Source organism: Pantoea sp. ICBG 985 (genome assembly GCF_002928365.1).
Taxonomy (GTDB): Bacteria; Pseudomonadota; Gammaproteobacteria; order Enterobacterales; family Enterobacteriaceae; genus Pantoea; species Pantoea dispersa.
The window spans coordinates 953,765-976,880 of sequence record NZ_POWM01000001.1 but is presented as its reverse complement, the minus strand read 5'-3'; the positions used below and the strand labels follow the sequence as shown (position 1 = coordinate 976,880).

Sequence of the window (23,116 nt, the reverse complement as noted above, 5' to 3'; positions counted from 1 at the left end):
AATTAATCAGTGGTGAATTTCATCATGGCAAACGGTAAAGACAATCTGCTGGGCGAGTCGAATAACTTTTTAGAGGTGCTGGAACAGGTATCGAAACTGGCACCGCTGGAGAAACCGGTGCTGGTGACTGGCGAACGCGGTACCGGTAAAGAGCTGATTGCCAGCCGCCTGCACTACCTCTCCGACCGCTGGCAGGGGCCGTTTATTTCGCTCAACTGCGCCGCGCTGAATGAAAATCTGCTGGATTCCGAGCTGTTCGGCCATGAAGCCGGTGCCTTTACCGGCGCCCAGAAGCGCCACCTTGGCCGCTTTGAGCGCGCCGATGGCGGCACGCTGTTTCTGGATGAGCTTGCCACTGCGCCGATGCTGGTGCAGGAGAAACTGCTGCGCGTGATTGAGTATGGCCAGCTGGAACGCGTTGGCGGCAATCAGTCGCTGCAGGTTAACGTGCGGCTGGTGTGCGCCACCAACGAGGATCTGCCAGCATTGGCCGCCGCCGGCCGTTTTCGCGCCGACCTGCTCGATCGCCTGGCGTTCGATGTTGTCCAGCTGCCGCCGCTGCGCGAGCGCCGCAGCGATATCCTGGTGATGGCCGAGCATTTTGCCATTCAGATGTGCCGCGAGCTGGGCCTGCCGCTGTTTCCCGGCTTTAGCGAGCGCGCTCAGCTCACCCTGTTGCAGCACAGCTGGCCGGGCAACGTGCGTGAACTGAAAAACGTGGTGGAGCGCTCGGTGTACCGTCATCACAGCACCGAACAGACGCTCGACACCATCATCATCAATCCGTTTGCGCCACGCAGTGCTCCTGCGGTAACCGAAGCGGAAGCAGAACAGCGTGAAAATGCCCTGCCGGCGCTGCCGCTGGATTTACGCCAATGGCAAAACCAGCAGGAGTGCGCCCTGGTCGAAGCCAGTCTGCAACAGGCGCGATACAACCAGCGCCGCGCCGCTGAACTGTTGCGCGTCACTTATCATCAGCTGCGCGCGATGATGAAAAAACACGGGATCGAAGCACAGTAGGGTTTAACTGACGGGTATTGCTGAAGGCGTCGCGCTGCGGCAGCTGTCAGTTTTGCACGCCGGGTTGTCAGCTATGCGTGAGCCGCGTCCGGCAGGTTACTGCAGACTACAGGCAGACCTCAAGGAGACCCGCATGCTGACTCAACCTGCTGAAAAATATCGCCCGTGGCCCGTCATCAATCTGGCGGATCGCCAGTGGCCGTCACGCCAGATCACCCGCACGCCGCGCTGGCTCTCAACCGATTTGCGTGATGGCAATCAGGCGCTGGCTACGCCGATGGACAGCGCGCGCAAATTAGCATTCTGGCAACTGCTGCTGCGCTGCGGCTTTAAAGAGATTGAAGTGGCGTTTCCCGCCGCCTCGCAAACCGACTTTGACTTTGTGCGCCTGCTGATTGAACAGCAGCACATCCCTCACGACGTCACTATTCAGGTATTAACCCAGGCGCGCGGCGATTTAATCGATCGCACCTTTGCAGCGCTGCGTGATGCGCCGCAGGCGATTATCCATCTGTATAACGCCACCGCCCCGCTGTTCCGTGAGCGCGTATTTCGTCAGAGCAAAGCTGAGATCGTCGAGCTGGCCTGCGCCGCCGCGCGGCAAATCCGCGCACGCTGTGCGGCGCAGCCCGCCACGCGCTGGACCTTTCAGTACTCGCCGGAAACCTTCTGCTTTACCGAGCCGGTGTTTGCGCTGGAAATCTGTGAAGCGGTCGCCGCCATCTGGCAGCCGGGACCGCAGCGGCCGATGATCATCAACCTGCCCGCCACGGTGGAAGTCAATACGCCTAACGTGTATGCCGACCAGATCGAGTATTTCTGTCGCCACTTCAGCCAGCGCTCGCAGGTGGCCATCAGCGTCCATCCGCATAACGATCGCGGCACCGGCATCGCCTGCGCCGAGCTGGCGCTGCTGGCCGGCGCCGATCGCGTTGAAGGCTGTCTGTTTGGTAACGGCGAGCGCACCGGCAACGTCGATCTGGTGACGCTGGCGCTGAATCTCTATACCCAGGGCGTGACGCCTGAGCTGGACTTTAGCGATATGCGCGAGGTGCTGGAAGTGGTGACGCGCTGTAACCAGCTGCCGGTCCATCCGCGCCATCCTTACGCCGGCGAACTGGTGTTTACCGCCTTCTCCGGCTCGCATCAGGATGCCATTCGCAAAGGCTTTGCCGAACGCAGCGCGCGTCATGAAGTGGTATGGCAAATGCCCTACCTGCCGCTCGATCCGCTGGACATCGGCTGCAGCTATGAAGCGGTGATCCGCGTGAATAGCCAGTCCGGTAAAGGCGGTGCCGCCTGGCTGCTGGAACAAAATCACGGCCTGCAACTGCCGCGCGGCCTGCAGCAGGATTTCAGCCGCTGCGTGCAACAGCAGACCGATGCTCACGGCCAGGAGATGACGCACCACGCGCTGTGGCAGCTGTTCTGTCAGCAGTACGGCCTGCAACAGCCGCGGTGTCGCCTGCTGCAGGCGGAGAGCCATAGCGATGATCAGGGCGAGACGCGGATTAAAGCGCGCCTGCAGCAGGGTCCGCAGCAGCTGACCCTGGAAGGGCGCGGCAACGGTCTGCTGTCAGCGGCGGTGGCCGCGCTGCGTCAGCGCTTCGATCTGGCCGTAACCATTGAGGATTACCATGAACACACGCTGGGCAAACGCAGCGACAGTCGTTCGGTGTGCTATATCAGCTGCATCACGCCGCGTGGCGAGCGTGCGTGGGGCGTGGGTATTGATAATGACGTGACGCGCGCCTCGCTGCAGGCGTTGCTCAACGCGGCGGGCGCTTTTCTGCCGCCGGAAAGTAGTTCGCTGGCGTAACGCCCAGCACGCGACGAAACATGGCGCTGAAGGCGCTCGGGCTGTCATAACCGAGATCGAGCGCCACGGCCAGCACCGTATCGCCCTGTGCCAGCCGGGTCAGCGCCACGCTCAGCCGGGCACGCCGCAGCCAGTCGCTAAACTGCAAACCGGTTTCGCGACTGAAATGGCGCGCCAGTGTCCGCTCCGCCACACACAGCTGCGCCGCCGCGCGCGCCAGCGTCCAGCTCTCGCCCGGCGCCTGCTGAATCTGCTGGCACAGCGCCAGCAGCCGGTCGCTGTGCGGCAGTGGCAGGCCAAACGGCAGCACGTCCATCACGCGAATTTCATCGAGAATCAGCTCGTAAATGCGCTCGGCGCGACTGCCAGACGCGTAATGCTCCGGCAGCGTGAGCGCGCTGACAATCAGCTCCCGCAGCAGCGGCGATATCTGCACCACCTGACAGCTGGCGGGCAGATCGGCGCGCGCCAGCGGATCGACAAACAGCGTGCGCGCCGCCACGCTGCCAACGATGTGCAGCGCATGACGCGTGCCGGCCGGCAGCCACACGCCACGGCTGGGCGGCACAATCCAGCTGCCGTGTTGCGTTTCCACTTTCACCACGCCGCTCAAAGTATGTATCAGCTGCGCGCAGTGGTGATAGTGCCACGGCTCCGCATCGCCGTGCGCGTAATCGTGCGCATACGGCACCAGCGGACGCTGCGAGAAGTCAAAGTCGAGCCGCTGACTCATTTAGCGTTTCAGGTACTGATAAACCGCCGCCAGATCCTGCTCGCCATAACCGGCATCGACCGCCTGCTGCCAGACATCAACGATGTTTTCCAGCGCCGGCAGAGAAGCGTCGCCGGCGGCGTCCAGCGCCAGCCGCGCATCCTTCAGCGCCCAGATCAGATGCATCTGCGGGGTAAAGTCGCCGCTGGCAATCATGCCGAGTTTCATTTTGGCGTACGGCGCTGCCAGCGGACCGCCTTCCAGCACCTGCCAGAGATCGTCGGTAGTGAAACCGAACTGCTCTGCCAGCCGGGTGCTTTCGGCAAGACTCTGCATCAGGCCAATCAACCAGCTGTTCACCACCAGCTTCATGCGCGAGCTGGCGCCGGCGGCACCCAGCCACTGCGTCCCTTTACCAATCGCGGCGAACACCTGCTCCGCCGCCTGGGCGCGCTGCCGGTCGCCGCTGGCCATCACCAGAATCTGCGCGTTTTCAGCCGGCGCTTTGGTACCGGAGACCGGCGCATCAATAAACACCACGTCTGGCCGTGCGGCCGCCAGCCCGGCGATCAGCGCGTCGGTCGCTTCAACACCGATGGTGCCCATCTGCGCCACGGTAGCCCCCTGCTGCAGTGCGTTCTGCACCTGGTTAAGCGTGGCGCGCGTGGTAGCGCCGTCCGCCAGCATGGCAATCACCACGTCTGCGCCTTCCACAGCCTGCGCGGCGCTGTCGCTCAGCGTCAGGCCTGCGGCCACCAGATCTTCACCTTTGGCACGCGTGCGGTTCCAGCCGCGCACGGTAAAGCCCTTCTTCAACAGATTGGCGGCAAATGCGTGTCCCATCGCGCCTAATCCCAGTACCGCCACTACAGGTTGCTGACTCATGTTTTCTCCTTCTTCTTACCGCAGGCAAAACGATCACACTGACAGAAATTGGGGCTGACAGCCAGGCCAGAGGTGCGGTGAAAGGACATTTTTCACGCCACCCTTAACAGGGTTCTGCCCTACTATTAACGCTTTTCAAACCCGCGCTAAAACGATTAACATACGCGCGATAAATGTGCCGATTGGTTCATTTCACGTCTTTTACGGTTATTAAAATGAAAATTGCTCTTTTGCGACAGGCGCCGTTGCTGATGCTGCCTGCACTCCTGCCGCTGCCGCTATTGGCTGCGGACAACGCCAGCAATACCCTGGTGGTGAGCGCCGCGCCCGCGGCCAGTGGACTCTCTGAGCTGGATACCCCGGCGGCGGTCAGCGTTGTCAGCGGCGACGATATGCGCCACGCCGCACCGCGCGTTAACCTGTCTGAAAACCTCACCAGCGTGCCCGGTCTGCAAATTCAAAACAGACAAAATTATGCGCAGGATCTGCAGATTTCGGTGCGCGGCTTTGGTTCACGTTCCACCTTCGGCCTGCGCGGCATTCGCCTGTACGTTGACGGCATTCCGGCCAGCATGCCGGATGGCCAGGGGCAAACCTCGAATATCGATATCGGTTCCATCGAACGCGTGGAAGTGCTGCGCGGCCCGTTCTCCGCGCTGTACGGCAACGCATCGGGCGGCGTGATCAATGTGGAAACCCAACGCGGCCAGCAGCCGACTACGCTGGAAGCCAGCAGCTGGTACGGCAGCTACGGCAGCTGGCGCAACAGCGTGAAAGCGAGCGGTGCCACCGGTGATGGCAGCCACGCCGGTGATGTTAACTATACGGTGTCGGCTTCGCGCTTCACTACGCACGGCTATCGTGACCACAGCGCCGCGCAGAAAAACCTCGGCAATGCCAGGCTTGGCGTGCGCATTGACGATGTCAGCACCCTGACGCTGCTGTTCAACAGCGTTCACGTTGAGGCGCAGGATCCGGGCGGCCTGACGCCGGATCAGTGGCGTGATAATTCGCGCCAGGTGGCCAGCAACGTCGCGCTGTACAACGCGCGTAAAACCGTCGACCAGACCCAGGCGGGCCTGCACTACCAGCGCCAGATGAGCGACAACGACGATCTCAGCGTGATGCTCTATGCCGGTGAGCGCGAAACCACCCAGTATCAGTCCATCCCGCTGGCGACCCAGCTGAAAGCCGGCTATCCCGGTGGTGTCATTTCACTGGCGCGCCACTACCAGGGCATTGATACCCGCTGGACGCACCGCGCGACGCTGTTGACGCTGCCGGTGACCCTGACCGGCGGCCTCGACTATGAAACCATGAGCGAGAAGCGCAAAGGCTATCAGAACTTCACCCGCAGTGACGGCGCCACCGACTACGGCGTGCAGGGTGATCTGCGCCGCAACGAGCGCAACCTGATGTGGAACCTCGATCCCTATCTGCAGACCGCGTGGCAGCTGAGCGATCGCTGGTCGCTGGACGCCGGCGTGCGCTTCAGCACGGTCAATTTCGATGCTAACGACTATTACGTGACCGCCAGCGACCCGGATGACAGCGGCAATCGCCGCTACCACCGCTGGCTGCCTGCGGCCTCGCTCAAATACGCGATTGATGATGGCTGGAACGCCTATGTTTCCGCCGGTCGCGGCTTTGAAACGCCGACGCTCAATGAACTCTCCTACCGCGCGGCGGATCAGGCCGGGCTCAATCTCAACCTGCAGCCGGCCACCAGCAATACCGTGGAGCTCGGCAGCAAAAAACGCCTCGGCAACGGCCTGCTGACCGCTGCGCTGTTTCAGACCGATACCAAAAACGAGATCGTGTCAGACAGCAGTTACGAAGGCCGCACCAGCTACAAAAATGCTGGTGAGACGCGCCGCCGTGGCCTGGAACTCGGGCTCGATCAGCAGTTTGGCTATGACTGGCACCTGAAAGCCGCGTGGACGCTGCTCCACGCGCGCTACCGCAGTAACGCCTGCGGCAGCGACAGCTGTGACGGCAAGCGCATCCCTGGTATTGCACGCAATATGGCCTACGCCGGACTGGCCTACGCGCCGGAGCAAGGCTGGTATGCCGGCGGCGACCTGCGCTACCTGAGCGACATTGCGGCCAACGACCAGAATGATGTCAAAGCGCCGGCGTATACGGTGGTGGGACTGAACAGCGGCTATAAATGGCTGGTGCAGAACTGGACGCTGGATCTGTTTGGCCGCGTGGATAATCTGCTCGATCGCCACTATATCGGCTCGGTCATCGTTAATGAGAGCAATGGCCGGTATTACGAACCTGCACCGGGGCGTAATTACAGCGTCGGCCTGACGCTAAGCTACGCTTTCCAGTAATCTAATGCGGGCACCGGCACACGTCGGTGCCTTATTCAGGTGCGATAACGCGCTGAGCCGACAAATTTCGAAAATTGCTCACTCCAGATTTGCACGGCGCAATATTCCTGCGGATCGATGCCTTCCGGCAGCGATTTAATAAAATCACCAAAGTTATTTAAATCACCAATTAACGCCGACTGATGCTTTATTTGCAGAAATGAGTGCTGATCAAACGCCTGAGTTTTGGTGAGGTAAATTTTATAGTGTGGCCCGGGAGCAATCTCCCCCTCAAAGGCGATGACGTTTTCATTGAGATAAACCTTACCGCTGGCCCAGTATAGCGCATCACTGCCCGGCTGATGGCGATCAAACTCACCGCTATATAGCGCCTGCTGTTTCGCCAGATCAACCTCCTTTTGCGTGGCATTCACTTCCGCGGTAATTAACGGTGACAGCACCAGACCTAAGGTAATACCGGTGCCCAGAAAAAACAGGCTGGCGATGAGATAAAGCACGTTTAATTTTTTTAGCATCCCTACCTCCCTGCAGCAGAATATCGCTGTATTTCTCTACCCGATCCTGCTGCTCTCTGGTGTTAATAAAAACGTAAAGTCCGGCTAAATATTGGTTATCGTGTTGCTGTGCATACTGTGACAGTAACCAGCGCTGTTACAACCAACTCTCAACGGCGGCAGGGAAAGCGAGGCGAAGCAGAATAACCCGCGGCAGCGAGCAGCAAAGATAAGGGCCGGCAGCGCCAGCCCTGGAGGGAAAAGATCAGTTCAGCAGCGCGAGGATTTCGTCAGTGGTGCCGGTTTCGCCGAGGCGCGGGAAGATGCGCTCAATGCTGTTGTGGTGGGTTTCGGCGTTCAGGCAGCTCATCGCATCAGTCGCCAGCGTAACGTTGTAGCCCAGCTCGTATGCCTGACGCGCCGTGGATTCCACGCCAATACTGGTGGCAATCCCGCACACCACCACCTGCGTTACGCCACGCTGCTGCAACTGCTGGTGCAGATCGGTATTGTGGAACGCGCCCCAGGTTTTTTTCGTTACGCTGATATCGCCCGGCTGCGGTGTCATTTCCGGCACCAGCACCGCCCAGTCTGCCGGCAGAGCAGCATCGTGGCGCGGCTGCTGATTGCGGCCCGGCGAGCCGCCTGCCACGTTCACCAGCACCACCGGTAGCTGTTTCGCGCGAAACGCCTGCGTCAGTTGCGTGGCACGTGCAATCACTTCATCCGGATGGCGCGGCGTAACCGGCAGGCGGACGATGCCGTGCTGCAGGTCGATGACAATCAGGGCGGTTTGGGCATCTAACGTGGTGACAGCCATGGTGAGTCCTCTCAAATTAGTGGTCAGCGAGTCGTTGCAGTAAGGGAATGGCGGCCAGCAGCGTTTGCTGCTCCTGCGGACTGAGCAGGCTGCTGATACTGTGCAGCAGCCAGTCGTCACGCTGGGCGCGATTGCTGGCGATAAGCTGCAGGCAGGCAGCGGTAGGCTGATAACGGGTTTTGCGGCCATCCTGCGCATCGGCCACGCCCTGTACCAGGCCCAGCGTCTGCAGGCTGGCGACCGTGGCACTCATCGACTGGCTGCGCACCCCTTCGCGTGCGGCCAGCTCGGTTACCGTCATTGCGCCGTCGCGCACCAGATACCCCAGCACGGAAACCTGCGGCCAGGTGAGATCGCCCGGCGGGGCCGATTCACGCAGGCGGCGCATCAGTTTGCCATTGATGCTGCGTAACGCGGCAGCGGCGCTAATCAGCTCGCTCATCGCCCTTCTCCTTTACTGATGAGACCGCAGTATATAAATACGCAGGTAAACTGTGTAGTTTGCCTTCGTATCAATTTGTAATTGTGCATCCCGCCGCTCAGCTGCGCTGCACATAGTGAATCAGGCTATGAAAGCGCAACGGGCTGGCCAGCGGATTGCGGTAGCTGTGCGGCTGATCGGCGGCGAACTGGCTGGCTTCTCCGGCCTGCAGGCGACGCCAGCTGCCCGCCATGCCCAGTAACAGCTCACCTTCCAGCACCACCACCTGCTCAATCACTCCGCTTTCGTGCGCTGACGAATCGCTTTGCGCGCCCGCCGCCAGCGTCACTTCCAGCAGATCGAAGCGCAAACGCGCGTCATACGGCAGCAGCGGCTTCACCTGCATTTGTGCATTGGGCTGGCTGAAGGTCGCCACATCGCCCGACGGCTGCGCCCCGCTCTGCACAAAAAAAGAGAACGGCACATTAAAGCCGGTGGCGATTTTCCATAGCGTGGCGATCGTTGGACTCGACTCGCCGCGCTCAATCTGACCGAGCATGGCTTTACTCACGCCGGTGCGCGCCGCCGCCAGCGTCAGGCTCCAGCCATTGGCCTGACGCAGCTGCTTCAGCGCCTGGCTGAGATGTTGATGCAGATTTTCCATGAATTCTCCTGAAAAGCGGGCGCGCAGTGTACCACTTGTGCGCGCCATATCGTGCGTGCCACAATGTGCGTTATAACGCACAACAGGATGTGATTCCATGACCACTGCGACTGTTCGTCCGGCTTTTTCCTTTCCAATGTTGATTTCCGGCCTGATCGCCGTGCTGGTCGGCTACAGCAGCACCGCGGCGCTGATCTTTCAGGCGGCGCAGGCTGCAGGCGCCTCACCGGCGCAGATTGGCGGCTGGCTGTCGATGCTGGGCGTGGGCATGGGACTGGCGTCACTCGGCCTGTCGCTGTGGACGCGGATGCCGGTGCTCGCCGCCTGGTCGACGCCGGGTGCCGCGCTGCTGGCCACCAGCGTGCACGGCCTGACGCTGAATGAAGTGGTCGGGGTGTTTGTCGCGACCAATCTGCTGATTGTGCTGAGCGGCGTGACCGGCCTGTTTGCCCGGCTGATGAACCATATTCCCCAGTCGCTGGCGGCCGCGATGCTGGCGGGGATTCTGCTGCGTTTTGGCATCGGCACCTTCAGCGGCTTACAGGATCATTTTGCCCTGTGCGGCAGCATGTGTCTGGTATGGCTGCTGGGCCGCCGCTGGCTGCCGCGTTATGCCATTCTGCTGGCGCTGGTGACAGGCGTACTGGTGGCGCTGGGTCAGCGCGCCATCCACTTTCCGCCTCATGCGCTAACGCTGAGCGTGCCGGAATTTATCATGCCGCACTTTAATCCTGCCGCGCTGATTGGCGTCGGCTTGCCCTACTTCCTGGTGACCATGGCGTCGCAGAATGCGCCCGGTATTGCCACGCTGCAGGCGCATGGCTACCGGCCGCCGGTCTCCGCGCTCACCGGCTGGACCGGCCTGATCGCGCTGCTGCTGTCGCCGTTCGGCGGCTTTTCGGTGTGTATTGCCGCCATCACCGCCGCGATCTGCATGGGCGATGATGTCGATCCGGACCCGGCGCGCCGCTGGGTGGCTTCCGCGCTGGCGGGCGTGTTCTATCTGCTGACCGGCTTTACCGGCGCGCTGATCGCCGTGATGCTCAGCGCATTGCCGCCGGTGCTGATCGCCACGCTGGCCGGTCTGGCACTGCTGGCCACGCTGGCGGGCAGCCTGCAGCGCGCGCTGGCGGAACCCGCGCAGCGCGACAGCGCCATCGTGGCATTTCTGATCACCGCCAGCGGCATCTCCCTGCTCGGCGTCGGCTCGGCGTTCTGGGGCCTGATCGGGGGCGTCCTCACCCATTTGCTGCTCAGCCCACGCCGGAACGGTTAACATTTCACCACCCCGCGTACCGTGGGGGGAATAACGCCCTGTTTTCCCCCCTTTTTCCCCCGTTTGATTGCGGCGCATTTGGCTTAAGATCACTACCATCGCCCATCACACCCGATGTTTGGCTTCAGATAACCACCGATAAGGGCCCAACGAGTGGCAAAAACTTTTCTGCGCAGCGGTAATCTCGACGCGTTACTGGCACTGGGGGAGAACGGCCAGCCGGTCTGGGCTTCTGCCCTGCAAATTCGCGAAACGTTACGTTTGCGCCGCCAGACGACTCTGGCCAACTGCCTCGCGATCCCGCAGGCCAACGAGCGCGGTGACCGCCTTGACTGGTACGCGCCATTCAGCGGCAAAGTGAAATCCTGGCTGGCGGCCAGCGATCGCGAAAAGCGTCAGGCGCTGGATCAGCTCACCCTTAATCAGCAGGATTTGCAGGCGCTCAGCCTGCGCGCCCGGGATGCCGACAATCCGGCGATGCGCCTGTTTGGGGCGCTGCTGGCAAAGACGCTGCAGTTTCCCGATCAGCAATACGTCTATCTGGTGGATGGCAAGCCGGTGATCACCTTCTGGGGCTTTGTCGACCCGCAGGCGCGCACGCGTGATGATGCGCTGGCCTGCCTGCGCGACAGCCTTGATGAAGAACTGCCGCCGCTGGTGGTGCCCGCGCCGGAGCCAGAAAGGGCTGCTGCGCCTGAACCGGTTGCGGCCCCCGTTGTGGCGGAGCCCGAGCCGGAACGGCTGGCGGAACCCGAACCACAGCCCGAACCCGCACCGCTGAGCGTTGTCGCCGACGCGCCCGCGCGGAAGAAATCCGCACTGCGCCCGCTGCTGCTGGTGCTGCCTCTGGCCGCTGCCGCCGCAGCGGGTGTGGCCTTCTGGTTACACAACGCGCCGGTCCAGCCGGCAGAAACCGAAACCGCGCCTGTGGTCAGCGCCGCGCCCGCGCTGGCCCCGGCGATGCTGGCGAAAGCACAGACGCTGGCCGCCACGCTGCCGCACGGCAGTGCGACGGTAACGCCTGCGCCGGCACCGGCTGCCCCACCGGCACCGCCGGAGGTCGTAGCGGAACATACCGAACCGGCCAAGGCGGACGATCTGGTGATGACGGCCGATGACGCGCGCCTCGGCTCGGTGAAATTTATCAATGGTACCTGGCGCGTGACGCTGCGTCAGACCAATCTGCCGACCGGCAAGCCGCCGAGCCTGCGCTACCAGATCCGCAACGGTAAAGGCAGCGCAGTGATTACCCAGGGCGACAATATTCGCTGTAAAGCCGATGTCACCGCCGCCATGACCAGCGCCGGCACCATGGTAGTGCGCAGCCGCTATACTGCCAGCTGCAGCGATAAATCACGCTATCGCATGCCGGAGCTGGTGTGCAAAGCCGGTGATGGCATTGCCAGCTGTACGGCGCAGTATGGCGCCGATCAGGTGTTCCCGTTGACGATTAAGCGTGAGAGTAAGTAACCATGTTGGCTCCCCTGATTGATGACAAACAGAAAATCACGCTGATCGAAGACAGCGGTGTGCAGTTTCTTGATTTTGGTTTGCGCCTGCCCGCGCTTCAGGCGCGGCGGCAGTTTGTGCGCCAGACCGCCAATGGTCCGCTGCTGCGCCTCAACGTTGATGGCAACAGCGGCAAGTTTCTGCTCTATCCGCAGGATGGCGGTGCCGCTGAGGTAGTGCGCCCGGAGACCGATATCGCGCTGGCCGATTCCCTGACGCTGCTGGCCGGGCAGTGGCTGCCGCTGCCGGTGCTGCGCTGTTCCAGCGGCCGTCGTTTTATCGGTGGCCCGGATAACTGGGCGCGTCTGCGCCTTGCGCCGCTCAGCCAGCCCGACGCGGCGGGAAATACCCATCGCATCACCCTCGCCTTCGATACGCGCCTGGTGGCCGACGCGGACGGCGGTGAGCAGCTGGGGTTGAGCAAAGCCGATGCGCAGAACGGCGTCAGCTTTGCGCTGGCGTGGCACAACTATGAGCTGGGCGAGTTCCTCGATCTCACCTGGGTTGACGGCTGGCTGCGCGAGACGTTCAGCCAGCAGGTGTATGCGCTGGAATCACGCCGCGAGCAGGAAGTGAACCAGGCGCTGCGCGAATTTGAATATCAGGCGCACTATCTCAACGTGCTGGAACTGCTGGGCGAACAGCTCGATCTGGCAGAAATCACCATTCAGGCGGCCTCACCGCAAACGCCGGCGGTCAACGTGGATATCATTCTCGACGTCGGCAACTCGCACACCTGCGGCATTCTGGTGGAAGATCACCCCGAAGAGAGCAACGGCCTGCGCCAGACTTATGAGCTGCAGCTGCGCGATCTGTCGCAGCCGCACCAGGTCTACAACGAGCTGTTCGATAGCCGACTGGAGTTTGCCGAAACGCACTTTGGCAAAGCCAACTTCTCGCTGGAGAGCGGCCGCGAAAACGCGTTTATGTGGCCCTCGCTGACCCGCGTCGGTCGCGAAGCCAGTCGTCTGGCGCTGCAGCGCGCCGGCACCGAGGGCAGCACCGGCCTCTCCAGCCCGCGCCGCTACTTATGGGACGAAGCGCGTTATCAGCCAGGCTGGCGCTTCAACGCCAGCGGCGGCAGCGACGAGCCGCTGGCCACCGCGCTGCCGTTTACCCTGTTGCTCAACGATGAGGGGCAGCCGCTGCATGCCCTGCCGGAAGATGACCGCCTGCCGGTGTTTTCTGCCAGCTACAGCCGCAGCTCGCTGATGACCTTTATGCTGTGTGAGCTGCTGGCGCAGGCCATGATGCAGATGAACAGCGTGGCCCAGCGCCAGCGTATGCCGCAAAGCCAGGCGCCGCGCCAGCTGCGTCATGTGATCCTGACGCTGCCATCAGCCATGCCGAAGCCGGAGCGGGAAATTTTCCGTCGCCGCATGCAGGAAGCCATCGCGCTGGTGTGGAAAGCCGAAGGCTGGCATCCGGCCGACGCCGCGTTTGACGCCGCCAGCCAGGCACACAGCCTGCGGCCGGTGCCGGATGTGCAGATGGAGTGGGATGAAGCCACCTGCGGTCAGATGGTGTGGCTGTTCAACGAAACCCAGGTGAACTTTGCCGGTCGCGCGGAAGATTTCTTCAGCAGCATGGCGCGCCCGGATCGCCCGCGCGAAGCGGATGAGCTGCCGGGCAAAAGCCTGCGCATCGCCTCGATTGATATCGGCGGCGGCACCACCGACCTCGCCATCACCCAGTATCGTCTGGATGATGGTCAGGGCAACAACGTGAAAATCACCCCGCGCCTGCTGTTCAGGGAAGGGTTTAAAGTGGCCGGCGATGACATTCTGCTGGACGTGATTCAGCTGTGGGTCCTGCCCGCGCTACAGCAGAGTCTGCAAAAAGCCGGCCTGGCGCTGGCGGAACCGCTGATGAACAAGCTGTTTGGACATGACAGCCGCATGGACGGCCAGGCCACGCTGCGCCAGCAGGTCACCCTGCAGCTGTTTATTCCGCTGGCGCAGGCGGTGCTGGAGCGTTATGAAAACTGGAATCCGCTCGACAGCCACAGCGAAATTAACGCGCTGTTTGGCGAGCTGGTGCCGCAGAAGCCAGCCAGCAGCGTGCTGGCGTTTGTCAACGGTGAGATTCAGCGCACGCTCGGCGGCGATAGCCGTTTCGATCTGCTTGACGTGCCGCTGGTGGTGAGCATGGCGCAGTTGCATGCTGAGTTCCTGCAGCACCGGATGGCGATTATCCCGGCGCTGCGCGCCATGTGCGAAGTGGTTTCCCTCTATCAGTGCGATGTGCTGCTGCTGACCGGTCGCCCGTCGCGCTTCCCGGGCATTCAGGCGCTGGTGCGTCATTTGCAGCCGCTGCCGGGCAGCCGCATTTTGTCGCTGGAGGGGTATCACACCAGCGACTGGTATCCGTTCAACAAACAGGGACGCATTGATAACCCGAAATCGACCGCGGCGGTCGGTGCCATGCTGTGTCTGCTGGCACTCGATCTGCGTCTCAGCAGCTTCTGGTTCCGCGCCGGCGATTTTGAACCCTACTCGACCATTCGCTACCTTGGCGTGCTGGATGAAAACGCCACGCTGAGCGATGACAATCTGTGCTACAGCGAGATTGATCTCGACAGCCACAGCTTCGCGCTGGACCGTAAAAGCAGCTTCCGCATTCGCGGTAATGTCTGCCTAGGTTTCCGCCAGCTGGAGAACGACCGCTGGCCGGCGACACCGCTCTACAGCCTGAGCATTACCGATCCGCAGCTGGCGCGCCAGGTAGCGGGCGAAAGCGTGCTGCGCATCAGGCTGGCGGTACAACCGGGCCCGGATAACCTCGGCCCGGAGCGGCTGGTACTGAGCGAGGCGCGCATGGACGATGGCACGCGCGTGCCGCTGGAGCAACTGAGTCTGAAACTGAATACGCTGTCGGCCACCGGCAACGCCAATGCGCAATACTGGATCGACAGCGGGAGCGTGTGTAAACGATGAGAACTGCCAAAAAAGCCACGCCGGCGACACCTGCTAAACGCCTGGGTCTGCTGCAGGAGACGGTTGACGGCGCGCTGAACTGGGTGGAGAGCCACCAGGCGCACTCGCCGCGTCTGGCGCTGGAAGCCGATACGCTGCGGCTCCAGCTGCGGCGCGCCCGCGTTGAAAGCCACGCGCTGGCGCGACAGCTGGCGCGGCCGGTCACCCTGGCGCTGTTTGGTCAGTCGCAGGCGGGTAAAGCCTGGCTGCTGAGTGAAATGGTCGGCGACGCGCAGGGCCAGCTGATCGCCCGTCTCGGCGACAAAACCCTGAACTATTTTCAGCACATCAATCCCGGCAATCTCGATTTTGCCATCGCCACCCGTTTCAGCCATCAGCGTGAAGCGCAGTCTGGTGCGTGGCCGCTGGAGATGACGCTGCTGAGCGAAGCCGAGCTGATTCGTCTGATGCTGGCCGGCGCCAGCGCGGGCACCCAGCCGGACAGCGCGGCGATTGATGCCGCGCTGCAGCGCCTGCAGCGCCATCGCCAGAGCGAGATGCAGCCCGGCCTCAACAGCGACGCGCTGGTGACGCTGTGGGCGTGGCATCGCCGCCAGCCCGACCACGCCGAGGTGCTGGACCGCCATTTCTGGCCGCAGGCGATTGAGCTGGCACCGTGGCTCAACGTGGACGACCGCGTGCAGCTGTTTGCGCTGCTGTGGCCGCAGCGTCCGGCGCTGAATGAAACCCTGCGCAGCCTGCTGCATCTGCGCCATCAGCTGCGGCACGCGCCGCGCGTGCTGGCGCCGCTCAGCCTGCTGGTGGATGACGCCTCGCTGCCCGCTGAAAAGCTCATCGGCCATGACGCCGACCTGAACGAATTGATTGAAGTGTGTCCGGTTGTCGCCAACCGCGTGGGCAAACCGCAGTCGGTACCGCTCGGCTGGCTGGCGCTGCTGACGCTGGAAATCACCCTGCCGCTCAGTTCGACGCCGCGTCAGGCGCTGTATGACGAAGCCGATATGCTGGAACTGCCCGCGCCGGGCACGCCCGCCGACCGCGATCAGCAGGATGAGCGCGCAAGGCTGCAGGCGCGTGATGCGCTGCGCGCCAGTCTGCTGGAACACAAACGTGCCCTGCTGCCGGGCTTCTATGCCGCCCGTCAGGGCATCGATTTAATGCTGATTTGTACCGCCGCCAGCCAGCGTCAGGATGCGGATCTCGCCGCCAGCGCGCTGCGCGAGTGGCAACTGCAACAGAGCGCGACGGCCAGCGCAGACAAGCCGCGCCTGATTTGGGCGATTACGCCGCACGATGCGCGCTATCAGCAGTCGCAAATCAACGTCGATGAAGCGGTACAGCGGCAGATTGGTCAGCCTGGCCAGAGCTGGGGCTCCATGCTGGCGCGCGATCGCGCTGGCGTCGACCGTATGAGCAGCTGGCTGCAGGATGAGATGCAGCCGGAGGCACGGCGCGACCGGCTGGCGCTGCAGCTCAGCACGCTGCAGCAGAAACTGGTGGAGCGTCTGCAGCCGTGGACCGAAGCCAGCGCCACGCCGGAACAGGCCGCGCGGAAACAGGCCATCGCCGATACGCTGCTGAAGTGTTTACAGCATCGCACCGGCCTGCACGGCGAGCTGCTTGAGCGTCTGCAGCCGTCGCGCGAAGCGGTGCGCCAGCTGTGGCTGAGTCAGAGCCACGGCAGCACGCCGTCCACCGGCGGTCAGCCGGCCGCGGTGGAGCAGAGCTATTTTGGTATTGGTTTTGAGTTTGACCTGTTTAACGATGAGCCGGTAACCACCGCCGAACCGCGCAGCAGCAGCGGCCAGCGCGATCAGCAGTTTCCTCAGCAGGTGTTCGCGCTGTGGCTGGCGCACCTGCGTCAGCTGCCGGAGAGCCAGAGCCTGCTGGCGCTGCTCAACGTTGATAAGCCGACGCTGGAACTGCTGGTGGAGGAGCTCATCACCGCCAGCTTCCGTCTGCAGGTGCTGAGCAAACTGCAAAGCGCGCTGAACGAAACAGAGACGCAGGCCAGTGCCCATGAAGCGCGCACCGATCGCCAGGTGTCGCGTGCCATGACAGTGCTGGGTGACTTTGTCGCCTGGCTCGGGTTCCTGCAGCGGGATGAACGTGAACGGCCGCAAAGTCGCGTCAATCGCGGCAGCCCGATTTTCGCCCGCCCACCGGCGCCCAGCGTCAGCTTTTCGTCAGGCCAGCGTCTGACGCGGCTGTCTGCCGCGCCGGCTAACCACACCGCCTATTACATTTATGACTGGCTGGTGGGATTAAATTCGCTGATCGTCGAAAATAACGGCTACACCGGCGGCGGCGATTTGCCGGCCAGCGCACGCCAGACGCTGGCGATTATGCTGCTGCCGCTGCACGCGTAGTCAGTGTGTAATCAGGCGCAGCTCGCCTGCCAGCTGCTGCGCCGCCTCTTCCAGCAGCGCCAGCACCGGGGCAAACTCCGCGCTGGTGCTGACCTCGGCGACATGCTCCAGATGCAGCGTTGCCGGCAGCGCCATACCGCCGGTCAGCCAGTCCCACAGCGCATCCAGATTGTAGCCAAAGCATTCACCGCAGCCGCTCTGATCGACCAGCGCCTGATAAAAGGCCTGGCGCGTGCCCAGCGTGCGAAAATCAAAATGGAGTGTCAGCATAGTCAGGGTACCGGCGTGAAGCTGCGATAGTGATCGGTGGTGAGAAAGATCAGCCCATCAGAAGAGTAAAGCAGACGATCGGCATCGCGGTGGCCGCAGTTATAATTGACGTCCGCCTCATACCACTGGCGCCCCGCCTGCATCGGCAGCCGCCGTTCGCGGTTACTGAAGCGATCGCCGCCAATCGCGCGCCCCGGCAACACCTCACACAGGTTGCCCTGCGCCGGGTTCCAGCCCTGACGACGTGCCGCGCTTTTGGTGAGATAAAAATCAGGCAAACGGTGATGCTGCTGCAGCCAGCGCGCCACGCGATGTGCATCGGTCAGTTGCGCAATATCCGTCTGTTTTTCTGGCGCAGTACCGCTCAGATGGGGCTTCAGCCCGATCCAGCAAACCACCAGCGCAAACAGTAATCCAATCCAGAGTTTTTTCGACATAGTGACATCCTGAAAAGCAGGACGCCGATAATAGCAGGTTTCAGGCGGGGAAAAACGCGGGCCAGCATGGCTGGCCCTGGCGGAGGTTTACTGCTGCATCGCGCTCGGGGTGTGCGCGGCGTGACGACGCCATGCGCCCGGTGCCACGCCATACTGGCGCTTGAAGCTGCGGTTAAACGACTGCTGTGAATCGAAGCCCAGCGAAATGGCCACGTTGAGGATCGGTTCGTTGGTGGTGGTCAGGCGGTCGGCCGATTTTTTCAGCTTCTTAGCCCGGATGTACTCACCCAGCGGATAGCCGGTGTGCTCTTTGAACATACGCTGCAGGTGCCACTTCGAATAGCCGGCGCGCCCCGCTACGGTGTCCAGATCCAGACGTGCTTCAATGTTGTTATCAATCCAGTCGATCAGATCGTGAATAAAAGCGTCGCTCATCATCCCATTCTCTCCCGTCGCCATGGCGAACAGTATCAGTATCAGTTGCAATTACACTTTAAGGGTGACTGACTATCGCACTTAATGCAAGTTTTATTATTGCATTAAATGCCGCACTCGCCGTAGGGGCTTTCGCTACCTGTTACGAATTGATCAAAACCGCACATAAAGTGTATCAGATATTCTTGCAGATGCAGTTCGCCCAAGCCTACACTCCTGTGGTTTTAATGCAATCTTAAAAGTTGCAGATTTTTCGTACGTCTCCTTTCTTTTTCACCAACGCGGAATAACAACAATGCATCTGCAAACATATGGGGTTCGTCGGGCCGTAAGCCTGTCAGGAGTGATGTTGCTGGGAAGCCTGCTGGCCGGTTGTGATCGCGGTGTGGCGCAAAACGCGCCGCCGCCTCCGCCCGAAGTGAGTGTCGCGCAGGTGGTGCAACAAAAAGTCAGCCAGTGGGATAGCTTCAATGGCCGCATTGAAGCGGTGCAGAGCGTGCAGCTGCGTCCGCGCGTCTCGGGCTACATCGATCAGGTTAACTATCGCGAAGGCGATGAGGTGAAGAAAGGTCAGGTGCTGTTTACCATTGATGACCGCACCTACCGCGCCACGCTGGAGCAGGCGCAGGCCGAACTGGCCAGCGCGCGTAGCCAGGCGGCGCTGGCCCGCAGCGAGTCGGCCCGTACCGACAAGCTGATCGGCACCCAGGTGGTGTCGCGCGAAGAGTGGGAACAGCGGCGTTCGACCGCCAGTCAGGCGCAGGCCAGCGTGCTGGCCGCCCAGGCGGCAGTCGATATGGCGCAGCTGAACCTCGACTTTACCCGCGTCACCGCGCCGATTGATGGTCGCGCCAGCCGGGCGATGATCACCACCGGTAACCTGGTGACCGCCGGCGACAGCGCCAGCGTTCTCACCACGCTGGTTTCGCAGGACCGCATGTACGTCTACTTTGACGTCGACGAAGCGATTTATCTGCAGTACCAGGCGATGGCGCGTCAGGGCCAGAACCGCGGTTCGCTGCCGGTAGAGATTGCGCTGACCGGCGAACAGGGCTATCCGCACCGCGGCACCGTTGATTTTCTCGATAACCAGCTGACCGCCAGTACCGGCACCATTCGCATGCGCGCCACGCTCGACAATCAGCAGCGTCAGTTTACCCCAGGCCTGTTTGCCCGCGTGCGGCTGCCGGGCAGCGCAGAATTTAACGCGCTGCTGGTCGACGACCGCGCGGTGCTGACCGACCAGGATCGTAAATACGTTTACGTGGTTGATGCGCAGGGCAAAGCCGAACGCCGCGATGTTCAGCTGGGCGATCTGGCTAACGGACTGCGTATTGTGCAGCAGGGTCTGAAGCCAGGTGACAAGGTAATTGTCAACGGTCTGCAGAAAGTGTTCATGCCCGGTATGCCGGTAAAAGCGCAGCCGGTGGCCATGCGCTCCGCTCAATAATAATCGAGACTGCCCGTTATGGATTTCTCCCGCTTTTTTATCGACCGACCGATTTTCGCCGCGGTGCTGTCGATTTTGATATTTACCACCGGACTGATCGCCATTCCGCTGTTGCCGATCAGTGAATACCCCAACGTGGTGCCACCCAGCGTGCAGGTGCGCGCAGAATATCCCGGTGCCAACCCCAAAGTGATTGCTGATTCGGTGGCAACGCCGCTGGAAGAAGCGATCAACGGGGTGGAAAACATGATGTACATGAAGTCGGTGGCCGGCTCAGATGGCGTGCTGGTTACCACCGTGACCTTCCGTCCGGGGACCGATCCCGATCAGGCGCAGGTCCAGGTGCAAAACCGCGTGGCACAGGCTGAAGCGCGTCTGCCGGAAGAGGTGCGTCAGCTCGGCCTGACCACCCAGAAGCAGTCACCTACTCTGACGCTGGTGGTGCATCTGTTCTCGCCCCACGGCAAGTACGATTCGCTCTATCTGCGTAACTACGCCACGCTGAAGGTGAAAGATGAACTGGCGCGCCTGCCGGGCGTCGGCCAGATTCAGATCTTCGGTGCCGGTGACTACGCGATGCGCGTCTGGCTCGACCCGAACAAAGTGGCGGCGCGCGGCATGACCGCCGGCGACGTGGTCAGCGCCATGCAGGAGCAGAACGTGCAGGTTTCTGCCGGCCAGCTGGGCGCTGAGCCGACGAAGAAAGAGAGCGATTTCCTGCTGTCGATCAACACCCAGGGGCGGCTGGAAGATGAGGCGCAGTTTGGCAACATCATCCTGAAAACCGCCGACGACGGCACGCTGGTGCGCCTGCGTGACGTAGCGCGCATCGAGATGGGCTCCGGCAGCTATGCCCTGCGTTCGCAGTTGAACAACAAGGATGCGGTCGGTATCGGTATCTTCCAGTCGCCGGGCGCAAACGCCATCGACCTGTCGAATGCGGTACGCGCCAAGATGGCCGAGCTGGCAACGCGCTTCCCGGATGACGTGCAGTGGGCCGCGCCGTACGACCCAACGGTGTTTGTGCGTGACTCAATCCGCGCCGTGGTTCAGACGCTGTTCGAAGCCATCGTGCTGGTGGTACTGGTGGTGATTCTGTTCCTGCAGACGTGGCGCGCCTCGATCATCCCGCTGCTGGCCGTGCCGGTGTCGGTGGTCGGTACCTTCAGCGTGCTCTATCTGCTGGGCTTTTCGCTCAATACCCTGAGTCTGTTCGGGCTGGTGCTGGCGATTGGTATCGTGGTCGATGACGCCATCGTGGTGGTGGAGAACGTCGAGCGTAACATTGAGCAGGGCTTAACACCGGTGGCGGCAGCTCACCAGGCGATGCGCGAGGTCTCCGGGCCGATTATCGCCATCGCGCTGGTGCTGTGTGCAGTATTTGTGCCGATGGCCTTCCTCTCGGGCGTAACCGGCCAGTTCTATAAGCAGTTTGCCGTGACCATTGCCATTTCGACGGTGATTTCGGCGATTAACTCGCTGACGCTCTCTCCGGCGCTGGCGGCGAAACTGCTGAAGGCGCACGGTGCGCCGAAGGACCTGCCGACGCGCCTGATCGATCGCCTGCTGGGCTGGGTGTTCCGGCCGTTTAACCGCTTCTTCCAGCGCAGCTCGGACGGCTATGAATCGATGGTCGGCAAAACCCTGCGCCGGCGCGGTGCAGTGTTTGGCGTGTACGTGCTGCTGCTGGCCGGTGCCGGCTTCATGTTCCACACCGTGCCAGGCGGCTTTATTCCGACGCAGGATAAGCTGTACCTGATTGGTGGCGTGAAGATGCCGGAAGGCTCATCGCTGGCGCGTACCGATGAAGTGATTCGCAAGATGAGCGAAATCGGCATGAACACCGAAGGCGTGGCCTACTCCGTCGCCTTCCCCGGCCTGAATGCGCTGCAGTTCACCAATACGCCGAATACCGGCACGGTGTTCTTCGGTCTGAAGCCGTTCAGCGAGCGCAGCCGCACTGCGGCGGAAATCAATGCTGAGATCAACGCGAAAATTTCCAAAATCCAGCAGGGCTTCGGTTTCTCCATCATGCCACCGCCGATCCTCGGTCTGGGCCAGGGATCGGGCTATTCGCTGTATGTGCAGGACCGTGCGGGCCTGGGCTATGGTGCGCTGCAAACCGCGATTAATACGCTGTCCGGTGCGGTGATGCAGACGTCTGGCATGATGTTCCCGATCTCCTCCTATCAGGCCAACGTGCCGCAGCTGGATGTGCAGGTTGATCGCGACAAAGCCAAAGCGCAGGGCGTATCGCTGACCGATCTGTTCACGACGCTGCAGGTGTATCTGGGTTCCTCTTACGTCAACGACTTCAATAAGTTTGGTCGTACCTGGCGCGTGATGGCGCAGGCCGACGGGGATTTCCGCGACAGCGTGCAGGATATCGCGAACCTGCGCACCCGTAACGATCGCGGTGAAATGGTGCCGATTGGCAGCATGGTGAACATCACCACCACCTACGGTCCGGACCCGGTGATTCGCTATAACGGCTATCCGGCGGCCGACCTGATTGGCGATGCCGATCCGCGCGTGCTCTCTTCTGCGCAGGCGATGGAGAAACTTGAGGCGATGTCCAGCCAGGTGCTGCCGAACGGCATGAATATCGAATGGACCGACCTGAGCTATCAGCAGGCAACCCAGGGCAACACCGCGTTTATCGTGTTCCCGGTGGCGGTGCTGCTGGCGTTCCTGGTACTGGCGGCGCTGTATGAGAGCTGGACGCTGCCGCTGGCGGTGATCCTGATCGTACCGGTGACGATGCTGTCCGCACTGGTCGGCGTGTGGCTGACCGGCGGCGATAACAACGTGTTTGTCCAGGTCGGTCTGGTGGTGCTGATGGGGCTGGCATGTAAGAACGCCATCCTGATCGTCGAGTTCGCCCGTGAACTGGAGATGCAGGGCAAAGGGATTGTGGAGTCAGCGCTGGAAGCCTGTCGCCTGCGTCTGCGCCCCATCGTCATGACCTCCATCGCCTTTATCGCCGGCACCGTGCCGCTGATTCTGGGCGAAGGTGCGGGCGCCGAAGTGCGTGGCGTCACCGGCATCACCGTGTTCTCGGGCATGCTGGGGGTTACGCTGTTTGGCCTGTTCCTGACGCCAGTGTTCTACGTGACGCTGCGTAAGCTGGTGACGCGCAAACAGCAGCCAGCGGTGGAAACGCAGACGGTGTAAACGCTAAGGAGTAAAACCCATCCGGGCCACCGTGCCCGGATTTTTTTTGCCCGGCGCAGCATGACGATGTTACACAGCAACAGCGC

Annotated in this window: 18 protein-coding genes; 9 read left to right on the top strand and 9 right to left on the bottom strand. The window is 61.8% G+C overall.

Annotated elements, in window-relative coordinates:
- Positions 1-24 precede the first annotated feature (24 nt).
- Both pspF and leuA read left to right on the top strand, forming a co-directional pair.
- A complete protein-coding gene (gene pspF / locus C1Y42_RS04790) occupies positions 25-1,020 on the top strand; it encodes a phage shock protein operon transcriptional activator (protein WP_104092906.1) in 996 nt (331 codons plus the stop codon).
- Positions 1,021-1,153: 133 nt separating this feature from the next.
- Complete coding sequence (gene leuA / locus C1Y42_RS04785) at positions 1,154-2,839, top strand: 2-isopropylmalate synthase (RefSeq protein ID WP_104092905.1); 1,686 nt, start codon at positions 1,154-1,156, stop codon at positions 2,837-2,839.
- Here leuA and C1Y42_RS04780 read toward each other — a convergent pair.
- Positions 2,790-3,572, bottom strand: coding sequence for a helix-turn-helix transcriptional regulator (locus C1Y42_RS04780; protein ID WP_021506142.1), 783 nt, complete (start codon positions 3,570-3,572; stop codon positions 2,790-2,792). The two genes, leuA and C1Y42_RS04780, sit on opposite strands and share 50 nt — an antisense overlap.
- Complete coding sequence (locus tag C1Y42_RS04775) at positions 3,573-4,436, bottom strand: NAD(P)-dependent oxidoreductase (protein ID WP_058774730.1); 864 nt, start codon at positions 4,434-4,436, stop codon at positions 3,573-3,575.
- Between the two features lie 215 nt (positions 4,437-4,651).
- On the opposite strand from C1Y42_RS04775, the gene pqqU reads away from it, so the two are divergent.
- The gene (gene pqqU, locus C1Y42_RS04770) at positions 4,652-6,775 is read left to right on the top strand and encodes a TonB-dependent receptor PqqU (RefSeq protein WP_199188952.1); all 2,124 of its coding nucleotides are present in this window, start codon (positions 4,652-4,654) and stop codon (positions 6,773-6,775) included.
- A gap of 35 nt (positions 6,776-6,810) precedes the next feature.
- Here pqqU and C1Y42_RS04765 read toward each other — a convergent pair whose 3' ends face one another.
- From C1Y42_RS04765 to C1Y42_RS04750, 4 genes are all read right to left on the bottom strand, one after another.
- Positions 6,811-7,290, bottom strand: coding sequence for a DM13 domain-containing protein (locus C1Y42_RS04765; protein WP_021506145.1), 480 nt, complete (start codon positions 7,288-7,290; stop codon positions 6,811-6,813).
- Positions 7,291-7,534: 244 nt separating this feature from the next.
- Positions 7,535-8,089 carry an isochorismatase family protein gene (locus tag C1Y42_RS04760; protein ID WP_104092903.1) on the bottom strand — a complete coding sequence of 185 codons (555 nt, stop codon included), beginning with the start codon at positions 8,087-8,089 and terminating at the stop codon, positions 7,535-7,537.
- A gap of 16 nt (positions 8,090-8,105) precedes the next feature.
- Positions 8,106-8,531: a MarR family winged helix-turn-helix transcriptional regulator gene (locus C1Y42_RS04755; RefSeq protein WP_021506146.1), complete on the bottom strand. Its 426-nt coding sequence runs from the start codon at positions 8,529-8,531 to the stop codon at positions 8,106-8,108.
- A gap of 97 nt (positions 8,532-8,628) precedes the next feature.
- Positions 8,629-9,174, bottom strand: coding sequence for a helix-turn-helix domain-containing protein (locus C1Y42_RS04750; RefSeq protein ID WP_058774732.1), 546 nt, complete (start codon positions 9,172-9,174; stop codon positions 8,629-8,631).
- A 97-nt stretch (positions 9,175-9,271) separates the two neighbouring features.
- Here C1Y42_RS04750 and C1Y42_RS04745 point away from each other — a divergent pair, with 97 nt between their 5' ends.
- From C1Y42_RS04745 to C1Y42_RS04730, 4 genes are all read left to right on the top strand, one after another.
- Positions 9,272-10,450: a benzoate/H(+) symporter BenE family transporter gene (locus C1Y42_RS04745; protein ID WP_021506148.1), complete on the top strand. Its 1,179-nt coding sequence runs from the start codon at positions 9,272-9,274 to the stop codon at positions 10,448-10,450.
- A gap of 153 nt (positions 10,451-10,603) precedes the next feature.
- Positions 10,604-11,920, top strand: a complete 1,317-nt coding sequence (locus C1Y42_RS04740; RefSeq protein ID WP_104092902.1) for an SrfA family protein — start codon at positions 10,604-10,606, stop codon at positions 11,918-11,920.
- Between the two features lie 2 nt (positions 11,921-11,922).
- Positions 11,923-14,895 (top strand): virulence factor SrfB, encoded by a 2,973-nt coding sequence (locus C1Y42_RS04735; RefSeq protein ID WP_104092901.1) that lies wholly within the window; start codon positions 11,923-11,925, stop codon positions 14,893-14,895.
- Positions 14,892-17,264: a virulence factor SrfC family protein gene (locus C1Y42_RS04730; RefSeq protein WP_104092900.1), complete on the top strand. Its 2,373-nt coding sequence runs from the start codon at positions 14,892-14,894 to the stop codon at positions 17,262-17,264. The genes C1Y42_RS04735 and C1Y42_RS04730 overlap by 4 nt, the downstream gene beginning before the upstream one ends.
- Here C1Y42_RS04730 and C1Y42_RS04725 read toward each other — a convergent pair whose 3' ends face one another.
- From C1Y42_RS04725 to C1Y42_RS04715, 3 genes are all read right to left on the bottom strand, one after another.
- Entirely contained in the window at positions 17,265-17,534 is a 270-nt protein-coding gene (locus tag C1Y42_RS04725; RefSeq protein WP_104092899.1) for a barstar family protein, read from the bottom strand.
- A 2-nt stretch (positions 17,535-17,536) separates the two neighbouring features.
- A complete protein-coding gene (locus C1Y42_RS04720) occupies positions 17,537-17,971 on the bottom strand; it encodes a ribonuclease domain-containing protein (protein ID WP_104092898.1) in 435 nt (144 codons plus the stop codon).
- Positions 17,972-18,058: 87 nt separating this feature from the next.
- On the bottom strand, positions 18,059-18,409 hold the full coding sequence (locus tag C1Y42_RS04715; protein ID WP_021506154.1) for a helix-turn-helix domain-containing protein: 351 nt from the start codon (positions 18,407-18,409) through the stop codon (positions 18,059-18,061).
- A 292-nt stretch (positions 18,410-18,701) separates the two neighbouring features.
- Here C1Y42_RS04715 and C1Y42_RS04710 point away from each other — a divergent pair, with 292 nt between their 5' ends.
- Both C1Y42_RS04710 and oqxB read left to right on the top strand, forming a co-directional pair.
- Positions 18,702-19,856 carry an efflux RND transporter periplasmic adaptor subunit gene (locus C1Y42_RS04710; RefSeq protein ID WP_031279145.1) on the top strand — a complete coding sequence of 385 codons (1,155 nt, stop codon included), beginning with the start codon at positions 18,702-18,704 and terminating at the stop codon, positions 19,854-19,856.
- 18 nt (positions 19,857-19,874) lie between these two features.
- A complete protein-coding gene (oqxB, locus tag C1Y42_RS04705; RefSeq protein ID WP_104092897.1) occupies positions 19,875-23,030 on the top strand; it encodes a multidrug efflux RND transporter permease subunit OqxB in 3,156 nt (1,051 codons plus the stop codon).
- The last annotated feature ends 86 nt before the right edge of the window (positions 23,031-23,116 follow it).

What these genes read in the sequence shown, in the direction of transcription:
- pspF (WP_104092906.1), top strand. Translation starts at nt 25, where the DNA reads ATGGCAAACGGTAAAGACAATCTGCTGGGCGAGTCGAATAACTTTTTA.
- leuA (WP_104092905.1), top strand. Translation starts at nt 1,154, where the DNA reads ATGCTGACTCAACCTGCTGAAAAATATCGCCCGTGGCCCGTCATCAAT.
- C1Y42_RS04780 (WP_021506142.1), bottom strand. Translation starts at nt 3,572, where the DNA reads ATGAGTCAGCGGCTCGACTTTGACTTCTCGCAGCGTCCGCTGGTGCCG.
- C1Y42_RS04775 (WP_058774730.1), bottom strand. Translation starts at nt 4,436, where the DNA reads ATGAGTCAGCAACCTGTAGTGGCGGTACTGGGATTAGGCGCGATGGGA.
- pqqU (WP_199188952.1), top strand. Translation starts at nt 4,652, where the DNA reads ATGAAAATTGCTCTTTTGCGACAGGCGCCGTTGCTGATGCTGCCTGCA.
- C1Y42_RS04765 (WP_021506145.1), bottom strand. Translation starts at nt 7,290, where the DNA reads ATGCTAAAAAAATTAAACGTGCTTTATCTCATCGCCAGCCTGTTTTTT.
- C1Y42_RS04760 (WP_104092903.1), bottom strand. Translation starts at nt 8,089, where the DNA reads ATGGCTGTCACCACGTTAGATGCCCAAACCGCCCTGATTGTCATCGAC.
- C1Y42_RS04755 (WP_021506146.1), bottom strand. Translation starts at nt 8,531, where the DNA reads ATGAGCGAGCTGATTAGCGCCGCTGCCGCGTTACGCAGCATCAATGGC.
- C1Y42_RS04750 (WP_058774732.1), bottom strand. Translation starts at nt 9,174, where the DNA reads ATGGAAAATCTGCATCAACATCTCAGCCAGGCGCTGAAGCAGCTGCGT.
- C1Y42_RS04745 (WP_021506148.1), top strand. Translation starts at nt 9,272, where the DNA reads ATGACCACTGCGACTGTTCGTCCGGCTTTTTCCTTTCCAATGTTGATT.
- C1Y42_RS04735 (WP_104092901.1), top strand. Translation starts at nt 11,923, where the DNA reads ATGTTGGCTCCCCTGATTGATGACAAACAGAAAATCACGCTGATCGAA.
- C1Y42_RS04730 (WP_104092900.1), top strand. Translation starts at nt 14,892, where the DNA reads ATGAGAACTGCCAAAAAAGCCACGCCGGCGACACCTGCTAAACGCCTG.
- C1Y42_RS04725 (WP_104092899.1), bottom strand. Translation starts at nt 17,534, where the DNA reads ATGCTGACACTCCATTTTGATTTTCGCACGCTGGGCACGCGCCAGGCC.
- C1Y42_RS04720 (WP_104092898.1), bottom strand. Translation starts at nt 17,971, where the DNA reads ATGTCGAAAAAACTCTGGATTGGATTACTGTTTGCGCTGGTGGTTTGC.
- C1Y42_RS04715 (WP_021506154.1), bottom strand. Translation starts at nt 18,409, where the DNA reads ATGATGAGCGACGCTTTTATTCACGATCTGATCGACTGGATTGATAAC.
- C1Y42_RS04710 (WP_031279145.1), top strand. Translation starts at nt 18,702, where the DNA reads ATGCATCTGCAAACATATGGGGTTCGTCGGGCCGTAAGCCTGTCAGGA.
- oqxB (WP_104092897.1), top strand. Translation starts at nt 19,875, where the DNA reads ATGGATTTCTCCCGCTTTTTTATCGACCGACCGATTTTCGCCGCGGTG.